Raw genomic sequence first — 13,212 nt, 5'->3', positions numbered from 1 at the left:
TGAGGCAGTATGTAGATTGCCTGGAGTGCTGCCCCTACTGCGGTCTTATTTAGTAAACGCACCAACCTCCTGAAAGCCGAATTGAAGCGGAAAGGCGTCACCTATTCGCAGTTAGTCGAAAAGCTGAATGCGATTGGCGTTGACGAGAAAGAGGTAAACGTGCGGAATAAGCTCTCTAGGGGCAAATTCACGGCGGCTTTTTTACTTCAATGTCTCAGCGCGATAGGGTCGCAGACACTGCACTCGGGCTAGTTGTTGGGCTCGCCATCGCGCTTTTGATTCTCGTTTGGGCCGTTCCGAGGTTTCGTGATCCAGCCGATAGTAAGGATCGACAGCAACACACCGAACAGACAACCGAAGGGAACGAAAAACCAGTCGAAACGCCCGGCTTCTGGAAAACCTACGCTACGCCGTCTGATACGTACGCACAATGGATCGCAGCGTTTTGCGCTCTCTTCAGCGTAGGCGTTAGCACTTGGGCCGTGTGGCTGGTCAGAAGCACGCTGGTTGTCAATCAACGAGCGACCGAAGCCACCGAAAATGCCGTGGCCGCCACTCGCGAAATGGGCGAACTCCAGACCCGTGCGTATCTCGCCGTCACCGGTGGAACGGTTGTTTACTATGGCAGTAGGGATCCGCAGGTCTTCATAAGGGTGCGAAATGCCGGAAACTCGCCGGCCTTCAACGTCACTGCCAATTTCCAAAGAAGTAACGCCAATGTCTTTAATGAAGAACCGACTGGCGGCCATGTTGAAGGAACCGTGAGCATCTTCAAAATTGCAAAGATCATACAGCCGGATAGCGAGGGCGACTATTTGATTGGCGCATTTGGGAAAACTGACGATCCCGGCCCCGGAATACGTGGCCCCGGATTCAATGTGGACGGCCTTCTAGAATATCAAACGGTTTTCGACGTCAAAACGGGAAACATTGATATGGACTCGACATTCCTGTTCTTGTTCGGACCGAGTCGGGCAAAGATCGCAAAAGCAATCCAAGAGGGCAAGGAATTGCGCCTTCCTATGCAACTCATGCCGCAGTTCAGTTCCGGCTGGATCGTTGATTACCGCCGCATCATGCGGTCCGCTCGCGAGAAAGCGCGCCGCGAAAAGCAGGGCGGCAAGCAGGCGTAGACGCGACAAGACAAAAGAAGCGCGATCTGGAGGGGGAGTCTATGCGGTTTCTATTAGTTGCGCTGTTCATGGTGCTAACGACCCATGTAGGCGCGCAGGAAGCCCAGATGATGGCCGCTGAAGGCCAAGCCACCATTGATAAGCTTTCCCAAGGGAATGCAGACACCAGCGAGCGCAACACCTGGAAGTCGGCTCTCCCGGTAAAGGTTATCGAAAATCCAGATGATGCCAATCACGCAACCGAACGCGAGACAAAAGCCRACAAGCATGATTCCGAAGATTTGGACGCTCAGGTTCGCGGCGCTAATGCCGCCGAACGTGGCGCTACAGCCGCCGAGAGGCAGGTAGTGCCGACATACGCTCAAGCTATTTTGGGCGCCCTTGGCATGGTCCTTTTGTTCGCCGCCTTTCTTTACACCAAGTGGACCTACGACCACTCCGTCTCCAGCAGTGAGCGCCAATTGCGCGCCTACATCGCCGCTAGAACGACTATCAATTATGATGTTCGGAAAGGCGTTTTTGACATCCATGTCGTCGGCAAAAATTGCGGCCAGACACCCGCCTATCATGTTCAAGGTGAGGGCCACTGGGTAATCTCTCACGATGGCAAAGAGCCTATTTGGCCAGAACCCGATTCCCTTGGGGGTAGCAGTAGTGGGACACTTGGCCCCAACGAAGAAATGCATATCCAGTTCGAAACAAACGATGCTCGCCTCGACCACAGTCTGACCAAGGAAGAGTGTGAGGCGATCATCCGCGGCGAAGCCGGATTTTGGGCTCACGGAAGGATTCTCTACCTTGATGTGTTCGGCGTGACGCGCTTCACCAATTTCAGGGTGAAGTTCTGGCAGCGTGGCACCAAAAACGGAGCCCATGTAACCGCTAAGGGCAACGAATCCGACTAAGAGGGTAGTCGCGAATCTCTTCAAACGGCGTCACCGCCAATCCGCGCTTGGTACTTTTGCTACACAAGGCCGCCCTACTGCCCTACTGCCCTGCCCTCTTCCCCGGCTGCCTGCCGCAAGCCGGCGATCACCGCGCGGCGGTCGTGGCGCCGCCAGGCAAGATGGATGGAAACCGTTCGCTCGAACCATGGCAGGTCGCGAAACACGATCCGTGACGGTGCGGCGGCACGCAGGCTGGCCTGCACCGTGGCCAGGCCAAGACCGGCGCTGACCAGACCGAGCGAGGTCAACGGATCGGCCGTCTCATAAGCGATGTCGGGCAGAAAGCCGGCCTTGGCGCACGCGGCCAGGAACTGGCCACGGTTGGTGTCGTCAGGCTGGCGCACGACGGTGATCCAGGTGCGGCCGTCGAGATGGTGCGGCCTGATGTCCGACAACCCCACAAGCGGATCATCTTCAGGGATCACCAGCACCAGCGGCTCACAGCGCAGCGCGATGGCGGCGATGTCCGGGTCATCGTCAGCCGGCGGCGAATAGACGAAACCAAGGTCGAGCGAGCGTTGCCGTAGCCCCTCCAGTTGCGCCGCCGACCGCAGGCTTCGCAATTGAAGGTGAAAATCCGGCCGTTCGCGGCGGAACTGACGCAGCATCCCGGCGACAAGCCCGGCATGCACGGCGCCCTCGACATAGCCGATGGCGAGGCGGCCGACGGCGCCGCTGGCTAGGTTGCGGCCGAACTCCTCCAATCGTCCCGCGTTGGACAGCAGCGAGCGGGCCTCGGTGAGGAAGGCGCGGCCCTCGGCGTTGAGATGGACCCGTTGCCTGGCTCTTTCAAACAGGGGAACGCCAAGCTGCTCCTCGAGCTGCATGATCTGCCGGCTGAGCGGCGATTGCGAAATATGCAGGATTTCGGCGGCACGGCCAACATTGCCGGTTTTGGCGACCGTGACGAAATAGCGGAGTTGGCGCAAGTCGAACATTTTTCTTCGATCTTCAAGTCCTTGGAGGTCTCAACTTTAGCCTATTCAGTCTTGGACAGTCTGGCTAGCCACGGCGATAGTTGGCACACCCCAACCCAAGGAGACCGCCATGCAGTTCTTTGCCCTTCTCACCCGCAACACCGAAAAGTTCAGCGATGCCGATTTCGCGCCGCTGCTGCCCGGCGAGGCCGAGCAGCGGCGCACGCTTTATGCCGAAGGCGCGGTGCGTCAGGTGTGGAACCGCGGCGACATCCCGGGCAGCGGTATGATGTTCGAGGCCGGCAGCGACGCCGATGTGCGCCACCATCTCGCCACCTTGCCGCTGGTCAAGGCGGGCATGATGGACATCGCCGCCATCGTCCCGCTCAATCCCTATCCAGGCTTCGGCCCGAAGCGCTGACGGCGCAAGAGGAGCGGCGGTCGGCAAGGCTTGCCGCCTCCTCTCCCTCCAAGACTTTCGCCGGATACGGGTGAGCAAACTCGTCCTGTAGCGATTTCCGTTTGCGGCTCGCGGGCGAGTTGGCTATCGGGGAACATCTGCAGGGGGACAAACTTTGGAGAACAGACCCGAGACGGAAACAGATCTCGCTCCCCGCGCCTCCGTCGTCATGACCGTCTACACCGACCAGCGCTTCCTCGACGCGGCGGTCGACAGCATCCTAACCCAGGAGTTCCGCGATCTTGAGCTTGTGATCGTCGATGACGCGACGGGCGACGACGCGGTCTTCGAGGCGCTGGCACGCCGTGATCCGCGCATACGGATCGTGACCAATCCCACCAATCTTGGCCCAGCCGCCGCCGCCAACCGCGGCATCGAGGCGGCCCGCGGCGACATCATCCTGCGTCTGGATTGCGATGACATCGCCGAGCCGACGCATGTCGGGCGGCTGGTCGCGGCGCTGGACGAGGACTCCGAGCTTGGCCTCGTCGGAAACGCGGTAACGCTGATCGACGAAGCCGACCGCGTCGTCGGCGGGCAGCTGATGCCCGAAACGGATCTGGCGATCCGGTGGACCATCCTGTTCCACAATCCATTCTATCATTCATCCATGGCCTATCGCCGTAGCGGCTTCGAGGCCGTCGGAGGTTACAAGGCCGATCAGTGGATATCGCATGATCACTATCTGTGTTTTGCCCTGCTGCCTTTGTGCCGGGCGCGAAACCTTGCCGAGCCGCTGACGCGCTACCGGCTGAACACGCAAGGGCTGAGCACGAAGCACTCGAAGAACGCGCGCAACCGGACGCATCCGATCCGTGAGACGCTTTGGGCCAAGCTTGGGCTGACCTACGATCTTTATGACGACGCCTTCGCGCGCGATATGACCGAATTCATCCGTGGGCATGAGATCGCCGTCGAGCGGCGCGCCGCCGCCTACTGCAAGCTGCTTGCCGTGCTTCGCGTCTTCCTCGCCGCCGCCGGGCCGTTCGAGCGGGCCGAGGATGCGGATGCCGCCAGGCAGCTGGCGCATGGCCTCGTTGCCCGCATGCTGGCCAGTCCGCCGTTGCCGATGCACGAGATGCTGAGGGTCTGTTCCCTGTGTTGGCCGCTCGACCGGCGTGCCGCGACCAGAGCGGCAATGACGCGGCTGGCGGCTGGCTTGAAGGCCCGGTTGCGCGCGACGGGGAAATGGCTCGGCGAAACCGCGAAAATAGAGCCTTCACCGGCGCCCTCGCCGGGCGTACCGGCCCTGCCGCGGGAGGCTGGCCAGGCCCGCGACATCGCCGAAAAGAGTGTCGAATTTGTCCTGATTGCCGAGGCGGGCATTCTCGAAGCGCAAGCCCTGCTTCTGTGCGAGAGCATACGCTGTTTCGCCGGTGCCTATTCGCGGTGTCCGATAACGGTCGTGTCGCCAAGGAGCAACCGTCGCCCATCCGTGTCGACGCTGCGCAAACTTGAGCAGATGGGTGTCGAATATCTGCCGATCGAGATCGAGAGCTGCTACCCGCAATATGGCACGTCGTATCGCATTCACGCGCTTGCTCACGTCGAACGTCGGCCGGGGCCGCCAATCATCATCCAGCTCGACAGCGATACGATATTTGTCGCCGAGCCCGATTTTTCGTTGGGCGCCAGTTCGGCCGCCGCGCGCCCGGTCGATGTCAAGGGAATGTGCACGACGGGTCCTGGCGACCCCTTCGACAGCTACTGGAGAAAGTTGTGCGCCCTTGTCGGCGTCGACTATGACCATCTGCCCATCGTGCACACAACGGTCGGTGGCCAGGCGGTGCGGGCGAGCTACAATGGCGGGCTTTTTGTAGCAAAAAGGGCATGCGGGCTTTTCCAGCGCACCGAAGACATTTTCAGACAATTGGTGGCCGCGGATATGAAGTCGTGGGCCGACGGGCCAACCTACAACACCGGAACCGGGGTTCTGCACGGAGAGGCCACCGCCTATTGGGGTACAAGCCAGGCCGCCTTCTCGCTGGCGGCAGTCGCGGGAAACCACTCCGTGCGACTTTTGCCGGATACGCACAATTTTCCTCTCAACAACCTGGCTGGGTTGCCGGCACCCGACGCGGCGCGATTGGTCCACATCCACTATCATCACCTGTTCAGCGCCGGATCGGCAGAGGCAAATCCGATATTGGACGGAACGCTGGCCCTCCCGGCAGCAATTTCCGAATGGCTCCTCGCCCGGCTGCCGCTGCAGGAACAACCGCAGCCGACGGTCACGACGCGTGACCTCGCACTCGACCACGACGCACTTATTCGCACCAACCACGATCTCAGCCTCCAACGCGACATGCTCGTCCGCGACCGAGACGCTCTCCGCGCAGAACGCGACGCGATCCTCGCGTCACGCAGCTGGCGGCTGACCGCACCATTGCGTTGGGCTCTAGGCCCGTTCGCGCGCCGCAGATGACGGGCAACATCGAAAGCGATGCCGGTGATCGACGGACCGTGATCGACCGTCAAGAAACCGTCACACGCAAGCGGACTCGTCCGTGCTAGAAATCGCGGTCAGGCTGCCGCCACGCGGCGCCATTTCCGAAAACTGTATCTGGTACTGCCCATGGATGTCGCTCTTGCCCCGGAAGGCACCGACCTGTCGCCTTACCTGCCCGACGAGCACGGGCTGTTCTTCATCTATCATTTCACCGCCGATGGCCTGCGCACCAAGGACCCGGCACAGGCGTGCTGGACCTGGCGCAGCTATCAGATCACCGACCTGCATGCACGCCAGGAGATCGGCGCCGAAAAAGCTTTGCCGGGGCCGGTGCGCGACGCCTTCCTCGCCCCCAGCCATGGCTGTCACATCGACTTCGAGGATGGCTGGCTCTATGGCGATCTGCCGGACCTAAAACACGACTTTTCGGAAGCGCGCGGGCTTGTCCATTTCCGCTTTGCCTTCAACGAGACGATGCTGGTCGGCGCTCGCAAGCAGCCGCTGGAATCGGTCGATGCCGTCCGCAAGGCGGTGGAGAATGGATCGCGGAAATTCCGCTCGCCGGCGGAACTGATCGAGGCGGTCACGGGCCAGTCTCTCGACGGCATGTCGGTCGAGCTCGGCAAGCTGGGCGACACGCTCGACGGCATCGAGGACCGCGTCGTGCGCGATGCATGGCACAATGAGCGACAGGCGCTGGTCGAGGCGCGCCGGCAGCTGGTGGTGATCCATCGGCAGATGGCGACGATCACCAATCTGTTCCGGCATCTCGACCATTCGCATCGCAACGAGCTGCCTGACCCGATCAACGACATGGCGGCAAGGCTCTCGCAGCGGGCGCATACGCTCTATCATGACGGCGAGCAGTTGCAGGCGCGCACAAGGCTGTTGCAGGACGAGTTGATGGCCAAGCTGACCATGCAGTCGAACCAGTTGCTCTATGTACTCTCTGTCATGACGGCGGTGTTGCTGCCGATGACCATCATCTCGGGCCTGTTCGGCATGAATGTCGGCGGGCTGCCGTTGGTCGACACACCCATGGGTTTCTGGGTGGTGACCGCGGTCTCGGTGTTTATCGCGGCAGCCACCTATCTGTTCGTCAGGCGGCTTGGCCGGGGGCTGTAACCGCAGCCCGGCGACTGTTCATGCCGAAGCGCGAAGATCCTCGATGATGGTCCCGGCGGCACGGATTTCCGCCTCGTGGTCCGGGTCGCGCCAGGTCTCGGCAAGGCCGGCCGCATACCATTCGAGCATCGCCGGCAGATTGAGGAGCTGTGCCGCATAGGCCGCAGCCGCCCCCTCGAAGGTGAGCCCATAGGACTGCACCCGGAACGCCACCGGGGCAAAGAAGGCATCGACGGCGGTAAAATGTGCGCCGGCGAGAAACGGCCCGCCGAAACGGGCAAGGCCATCGTTCCATAGGTCGCCGAGGCGGAAGAGATCCTGCTTCAGCGCATCGGACATCGGGAACGGTTTGACGCGTACGCCGCAAGTCATCGGGCACGCGCCGCGCAGTGCGGTGAAACTCGAATGCATTTCGGCGCCGGCCGAGCGCGCCCAGGCGCGCGCCTTGGCCTCGACGGGCCAGACGCCATGGTGACGCTCGGCCAGATACTCGACGATGGCAAGCGAATCCCAGACCGCCCAGCCATCGTCGACCAGGCTGTTGTCTATCAAGCAGGGCACCCGGCCGCTGGGTGAGAACGGCCGGTAGAGATCCCAGCTCGATCCGGTCGGAAATGGCGTCAGCCGCTCCTCGAACGGAATATCCAGCTCGCGCATGAGCACCCATGGCCGCAGCGACCATGAGGAATAGTTCTTGTTGGCGATGTGCAGCAGGTACATCGAAACTCCTTACCGGATAGAAGCCTTGCGCGCGTTCGTCAGCATCGACCAGGAATAGATCGCCAATGCCACCCAGATGAGAGCAAAGGCGACGGCCTGGGTGGTGCCGAAAGGCTCGTTGAAGATCAGGACTGCGATCAGGAACACCATGGTCGGCGCGATGTATTGCATGATGCCGATGGTCGAAAGGCGCAGCAGCTTGGCACCGAAGGCGAACAGCAGCAGCGGCACCGATGTGACCGGACCGCAGCCGATAAGCAACGCCGTATCGACGCCGCTACCGGACACGATGTGGTCCTGCCCGGTCGCGATCAGGTAGGCGATGTAACCGAGAGCCGGCACCGACAGCAAAAGCACTTCGAGCAGGAAGCCCTGGCTCGGGCCGATCGGCAGCGTCTTGCGGAAGAAGCCGTAGGCGGCGAAGGAAAACGCCAGCGCCAGCGACACCCAGGGCAGCTTGCCGCCCTCGATGGTCAGCACCGTGACGGCGACTGCCGCCAGCACCACCGCCGCGATCTGCAACCGGTCGAGACGCTCGCCCAGGAGCAGCGCGCCGACGACGACGTTGACCAGTGGGTTGATGTAGTAGCCAAGCGCGGTCTCGACGGTGCGGTCGACGGCGATCGCCCAGACATAGATGCCCCAGTTGACCGAAATCAGCGCCGCTGTCAGCGCGGCCATGGCGATGGTTCGGGGTGAGCGAAGTGCCGCCTTGAAATCCGCCGTGCGGCCGGCCCAGACCAGCACGGCCGCGGCGATCGGCACTGACCAGACGATACGGTGGGCAATGACTTCGGCGAGCGGCAGGTGGGCGACCGCCTTCATGTAGAAGGGCAGCAATCCCCACAGCAGATAGGCGCCCAGCGCCAAAAGAAAACCGCGGCGGGCCTTTGAATCGGTGTCCAGGGCAGTTGCTTCAGGGGCCATGGGCCAACGCTATGGCCCAGCCGCCTTGCCAAGACCATCACAAAGTTCTGATGGATCAACGGACTTTCGTTGATGGTTCAACCCTACTCCGCCGCCACCAGCCCGGCCATCTCGCGGTTCTTCATCAGCTTGTAGACGATGGAGTCCATCAGCGCCTGGAACGAAGCGTCGATGATGTTTTCGGAAACGCCGACCGTCCACCAGCGCGCGCCGGTACCATCATGCGATTCGATCAGCACGCGGGTGATCGCCTCCGTGCCGCCATTGAGGATACGCACCTTGAAGTCGGCAAGCTCCATGTCGGCGATCTCGTTCTGGAATTTGCCGAGATCCTTGCGCAGGGCAATGTCGAGCGCGTTGACCGGGCCATGCCCCTCGGCCACCGACATCTTCTCCTCGCCGTCGACCAGCACTTTGACGATCGCTTCGGACACCGTCTTCAACTGGCCGTTGGCGTCGAAGCGGCGCTCGACCATGCAACGGAACGAGGTGACGTTGAAGAACTCCGGCAGGCCGTGCAGCATCTTGCGCGCCAGAAGTTCGAAGCTGGCATCGGCGCCTTCATACGCATAGCCCTCGGCCTCGCGTTCCTTGACCACGGCAATCAGCGCATCGAGCCGGTGGTCGTCCTTAGGTACATCAATCCCGCGCCGCTTCAGCTCGGCGAGGAAATTGGCCTTGCCGCCCTGGTCCGAGACCATGACGCGGCGGCGGTTGCCGACCGCTTCCGGGGGCACGTGCTCATAGGTCGCCGGCTCCTTGGCCAGTGCGGAGGCATGGATGCCGGCCTTGGTGGCGAAGGCCGAGGCACCGACATAGGGCGCCTGCGCTTCCGGTGCACGGTTCAGGAGCTCGTCGAAAGCGCGGGAAAGCCTGGAGACACCGGTCAGGGCTTCCGCCGAAATACCTGTTTCGAAGCGGGTGGAGAAGGCCGGCTTCAGCGCCAAGGTCGGCACGATCGAGATCAGGTTGGCGTTGCCGCAGCGCTCGCCGATGCCGTTGAGCGTTCCCTGGATCTGGCGCACGCCGGCCTCGACCGCGGCCAGCGAATTGGCGACCGCCTGGCCGGTGTCGTCATGGGCATGGATGCCGAGATTGCCACCGGGGATGCCTGAGCCGATGACCTGCTCGACAATGGCGCGGACTTCCGACGGCTGCGTGCCGCCATTGGTGTCGCACAGCACCACCCACCGCGCGCCGGCATCAAAGGCCGTCCTGGCACAGGCCAGGGCGTAGTCGGGATTGGCCTTGAAGCCATCGAAGAAATGCTCGCAATCGACCATCGCCTCCTTGCCGGCGGCGATCGCCGCCTCGACGGATGCCTTGATGGCGTCGAGGTTCTCCTCGTTGGTGCAGCCGAGCGCGACGCGGACGTGGTAGTCCCAGCTCTTGGCGACGAAGCAGATGGCGTCCGACTTCGATTGCACAAGGGCTGCAAGGCCAGGATCGTTAGACGCCGACACCCCTGCCCGCTTGGTCATGCCGAAGGCGACAAATTTGGCGCGCGCCGTGCGCTTCTCCTGGAAGAAGGCGGTGTCTGTCGGATTGGCGCCGGGATAGCCGCCCTCGACATAGTCGAGGCCGAAAGCGTCGAGCAATTTTGCGATGGCGATCTTGTCCTCGACGGAGAAGTCGATGCCTGGTGTCTGCTGGCCATCGCGCAAGGTGGTGTCGAAAAGGTAGAGGCGCTCGCGGGTCATGGTCATTTGCCCGCAAACCTGTCCGTCGCCCGGATCAGCTGACCCAGGATGCCCGGCTCCGAATAGGCATGACCGGCGCCCTCGATCAGGTGAAAATCCGCCTTCGGCCAGGCCTTGTGCAGCGCCCAGGCATAGCGCGCCGGGCACGGCATGTCGTAGCGGCCGTGGACGATGGTGCCGGGTATATCCCTCAGTTTCCAGGCATCGCGCAGCAACTGGCCCTCTTCCAGCCAGCCGGCATGGACGAAATAATGGTTTTCGATACGGGCAAAGGCGACGGCATAGTCGTCCTGTCCGAAAGGCCCGCTGGTTTCGGGGTCAGGCAAAAGCGTGATCGTCTCGCCTTCCCACAGGCTCCAGGCCCGAGCCGCCTCGATCTGCGCCTTGCGGTCGCTGCCCACCAGCCGCTTGCGGTAAGCCGCCATCATGTCGCCGCGCTCGGCCTCCGGGATCGGCGCCAGGAACCGCTCCCATTTGTCCGGGAACATTTCCGAGACACCGAACTGGTAATACCATTCGAGCTCCGCACGCGTCAGCGTGTAGATGCCACGCACTACCAGTTCACTGACGCGATCAGGGTGGGTCTCGGCATAGGCAAGCGCCAGGGTCGAGCCCCAGGAACCGCCGAACACCAGCCATTTGTCGACGCCGGCCATCTCGCGCAGGCGTTCGATATCGGCGACCAGATGCCAGGTCGTGTTGGCTTCCAGGGAGGCGTTGGGCGTCGATTTTCCACAGCCGCGCTGGTCGAACAGGATGACGTCGTAAAGTTTTGGGTCGAACAGCCGCCGGTGTTTTGGCGAGATGGTGCCGCCTGGCCCGCCATGCAGGAACACCGCCGGCTTGGCGCCCCTGGTGCCGGAGCGTTCCCAATAGACCTGATGGCCGTCGCCGACATCGAGCATGCCGGACTCGAACGCCTCGATCTCGGGATAGAGGGTGCGCAGTCGACTGCTCATAGCTGCAAACCTTTGGTCGGCCAGTCCGCCGTTTCGTGGTCGGGATGCTGGAAGGAGATGATCTGCTCCTGCCGGGCGTAGTAGTCGGGGTCCTGGTGGATGGGCTGGTCGAAGATCGTCTCCACCCAGGGCAGCCGCGCGGCGTAGTTGACCTGGATTTGCGGGGCGAGATCGGAGCGGTCGTCGAAGGCGCCGATGGCGATCTCCAGTCCACCGGGCTGCCGATAGGTCAGCGGCGTGCCGCAGCGGGCGCAGAAGCCACGATCGATGTTGACCGACGACTGGAAATAGCTTGGCTCCTCATGGGTCCATTCGACGCCATCCCTGGGCACCGTCACCAGCGCCCCGAAGAACGAGCCGAACTGCTTCTGGCACATGCGGCAATGGCAAATCGACGGCCGGCCGAGCGCCCCCTTGATGCGGAAGCGCACCGCGCCGCACTGGCAGCCGCCGGTTCGTATTGTCTCGGTCATGATCTTTCCTTCGGCGGCCATTGTTCGGTGTCGTGGTCCGGGTGCTGGTAGGAGACGAGATCGGCCAGATAGGGGGCCGACGACATGTCCGCCATCGTCTCCTCGCCCGGCAATTGCGGGATCGTGTCGACATAGGGCAGCTTTGCCTCGGTGCCCCACTGGATCAGCGGCACGATCTCCGCCGGATTGTCGAACGCGCCGATGGCGAGGCCAACGCCGTCCGGCGCGGTGAAGGTCAGCGGCGTGCCGCAATTGGCGCAAAAGCCACGATCGACATGGCTGGACGAGCGGAAATATTTGGGCTCACCGCGCGTCCAGTCGAGCGTTGCGCCGCGCACCGAAACCAGCGGCGCGTAGAACGAGCCGAACGCCTTCTGGCACATGCGGCAATGGCAGATCGAAGCGTCGCCAAGCGCGCCCTCGACGCGAAAGCGCACCGCGCCGCACTGGCAGCCGCCGGTATAGATCGGTCGGTTGTCGAGGCTCATCGCGGTTCACTCCGGGGCATGGCAGACGGCTTCGACATTGTTGCCGTCGGGATCGAAGACGAAGGCGCCGTAATAATTCGGGTGATAGTGCGGACGCAGGCCCGGCCCGCCATTGTCGTTGCCGCCGGCGGCAAGTGCCGCGGCATGGAAGGCATCGACCTCGGCGCGGCTGCGCGCGGTGAAGGCGACGTGCTGGTGGTCTTTCGGCCTGTCCTTGCCGGAACTCAGCCAGAACACCGGCCGGTCGCGGCCATAGCCGCCGACCTTGGCGCCGCCGGTGTATTCCGGCGGCACCATATACAGCAGCGCAGCGCCCAACGGCGCCATCGCCCTGTCGTAGAAAGCCTTCGAAGCATCGAAATCGGCAACGGTGATACCGAGATGGTCGATCATGGTACGGACTCCCTTGCTGGTTCGCTCGCCAGAATTTCAGCGCCGGCCAGGCCGGCTTCGATCACGATGTGCTGGCAGACATTGTCGATATCGCGAATGACGTCGTCGTTCCAGAAGCGCAGGATGGTCCAGCCGCTGCCCTTCAAAAAGGTGCTGCGTTCTGCATCGCGCTCGACATGCTCAGCATCCGCATGCTGGCTGCCATCAACCTCAACAGTCAGCTTTTTGTCCGAGCAGGCAAAATCAACGATGTAGGGGCCGATCGGCACCTGCCGTCGAAAGCTCAATCCCATCAGCCTGTGCGCGCGAAGCTCGTTCCAGAGCTTCAGCTCGGCATCGGTCATCACACGACGCATGGATTTTGCGTTCTTGCGCTGGCGTGGCGGGACGAGGTCGTGACCCATCAGGCGCCCTCGTTTTGAAGGTTGGCGAAATCATGGATGATGGCCAATCTCCCCCCTTGCGGGGGAGATGTCCGGCAGGACAGAGGGGGGTGCTGTCCCGTAATCACACCTCTACCC

Annotated in this window: 15 protein-coding genes; 6 read left to right on the top strand and 9 right to left on the bottom strand. The window is 62.4% G+C overall.

Annotation, left to right across the window (positions count from 1 at the left end; genetic code table 11):
- The first annotated feature begins 81 nt into the window (after positions 1–81).
- The 3 genes from AC1D0I_RS25455 (at position 82) to AC1D0I_RS25445 (ending at position 2,038) form a co-directional block, all read left to right on the top strand.
- Complete coding sequence (locus AC1D0I_RS25455; RefSeq protein ID WP_477398575.1) at positions 82–252, top strand: DUF6471 domain-containing protein; 171 nt, start codon at positions 82–84, stop codon at positions 250–252.
- Positions 210–1,133: a hypothetical protein gene (locus AC1D0I_RS25450; RefSeq protein WP_477398613.1), complete on the top strand. Its 924-nt coding sequence runs from the start codon at positions 210–212 to the stop codon at positions 1,131–1,133. Before AC1D0I_RS25455 ends, AC1D0I_RS25450 begins: the two co-directional genes overlap by 43 nt.
- A 107-nt stretch (positions 1,134–1,240) precedes the next feature.
- Complete coding sequence (locus tag AC1D0I_RS25445) at positions 1,241–2,038, top strand: hypothetical protein (RefSeq protein WP_477398574.1); 798 nt, start codon at positions 1,241–1,243, stop codon at positions 2,036–2,038.
- A gap of 74 nt (positions 2,039–2,112) precedes the next feature.
- Here AC1D0I_RS25445 and AC1D0I_RS25440 read toward each other — a convergent pair whose 3' ends face one another.
- The gene (locus tag AC1D0I_RS25440; protein ID WP_477398572.1) at positions 2,113–3,018 is read right to left on the bottom strand and encodes a LysR substrate-binding domain-containing protein; all 906 of its coding nucleotides are present in this window, start codon (positions 3,016–3,018) and stop codon (positions 2,113–2,115) included.
- Positions 3,019–3,127: 109 nt separating this feature from the next.
- Between AC1D0I_RS25440 and AC1D0I_RS25435 the strand changes: the two genes are divergently transcribed.
- From AC1D0I_RS25435 to AC1D0I_RS25425, 3 genes are all read left to right on the top strand, one after another.
- On the top strand, positions 3,128–3,418 hold the full coding sequence (locus AC1D0I_RS25435; RefSeq protein WP_477287330.1) for a muconolactone Delta-isomerase family protein: 291 nt from the start codon (positions 3,128–3,130) through the stop codon (positions 3,416–3,418).
- A gap of 154 nt (positions 3,419–3,572) precedes the next feature.
- Entirely contained in the window at positions 3,573–5,882 is a 2,310-nt protein-coding gene (locus AC1D0I_RS25430) for a glycosyltransferase family 2 protein (RefSeq protein WP_477398570.1), read from the top strand.
- A gap of 150 nt (positions 5,883–6,032) precedes the next feature.
- Positions 6,033–7,031: a transporter gene (locus AC1D0I_RS25425; RefSeq protein ID WP_477287334.1), complete on the top strand. Its 999-nt coding sequence runs from the start codon at positions 6,033–6,035 to the stop codon at positions 7,029–7,031.
- A gap of 18 nt (positions 7,032–7,049) precedes the next feature.
- Here AC1D0I_RS25425 and AC1D0I_RS25420 read toward each other — a convergent pair whose 3' ends face one another.
- The 8 genes from AC1D0I_RS25420 to AC1D0I_RS25385 form a co-directional block, all read right to left on the bottom strand.
- On the bottom strand, positions 7,050–7,751 hold the full coding sequence (locus tag AC1D0I_RS25420) for a glutathione S-transferase family protein (protein WP_477398568.1): 702 nt from the start codon (positions 7,749–7,751) through the stop codon (positions 7,050–7,052).
- A 9-nt stretch (positions 7,752–7,760) separates the two neighbouring features.
- Entirely contained in the window at positions 7,761–8,678 is a 918-nt protein-coding gene (rarD, locus tag AC1D0I_RS25415; protein ID WP_477398566.1) for an EamA family transporter RarD, read from the bottom strand.
- Positions 8,679–8,761: 83 nt separating this feature from the next.
- Entirely contained in the window at positions 8,762–10,384 is a 1,623-nt protein-coding gene (gene cimA / locus AC1D0I_RS25410) for a citramalate synthase (protein WP_477226255.1), read from the bottom strand.
- On the bottom strand, positions 10,381–11,337 hold the full coding sequence (pip, locus tag AC1D0I_RS25405) for a prolyl aminopeptidase (RefSeq protein ID WP_477398564.1): 957 nt from the start codon (positions 11,335–11,337) through the stop codon (positions 10,381–10,383). Before pip ends, cimA begins: the two co-directional genes overlap by 4 nt.
- A complete protein-coding gene (locus tag AC1D0I_RS25400) occupies positions 11,334–11,810 on the bottom strand; it encodes a GFA family protein (RefSeq protein ID WP_457151885.1) in 477 nt (158 codons plus the stop codon). The genes pip and AC1D0I_RS25400 overlap by 4 nt, the downstream gene beginning before the upstream one ends.
- Positions 11,807–12,298: a GFA family protein gene (locus AC1D0I_RS25395; protein WP_095086514.1), complete on the bottom strand. Its 492-nt coding sequence runs from the start codon at positions 12,296–12,298 to the stop codon at positions 11,807–11,809. Before AC1D0I_RS25395 ends, AC1D0I_RS25400 begins: the two co-directional genes overlap by 4 nt.
- Positions 12,299–12,304: 6 nt before the next feature.
- Positions 12,305–12,691 carry a VOC family protein gene (locus AC1D0I_RS25390; RefSeq protein ID WP_477398562.1) on the bottom strand — a complete coding sequence of 129 codons (387 nt, stop codon included), beginning with the start codon at positions 12,689–12,691 and terminating at the stop codon, positions 12,305–12,307.
- Positions 12,688–13,095: an endonuclease domain-containing protein gene (locus tag AC1D0I_RS25385; protein ID WP_477398560.1), complete on the bottom strand. Its 408-nt coding sequence runs from the start codon at positions 13,093–13,095 to the stop codon at positions 12,688–12,690. The genes AC1D0I_RS25390 and AC1D0I_RS25385 overlap by 4 nt, the downstream gene beginning before the upstream one ends.
- Positions 13,096–13,212 lie beyond the last annotated feature (117 nt).

Source organism: Mesorhizobium sp. P2_D1 (assembly GCF_056404455.1).
Note: the sequence above shows the minus strand (reverse complement) of the source record. Positions and strands in the feature narration are given on the sequence as shown.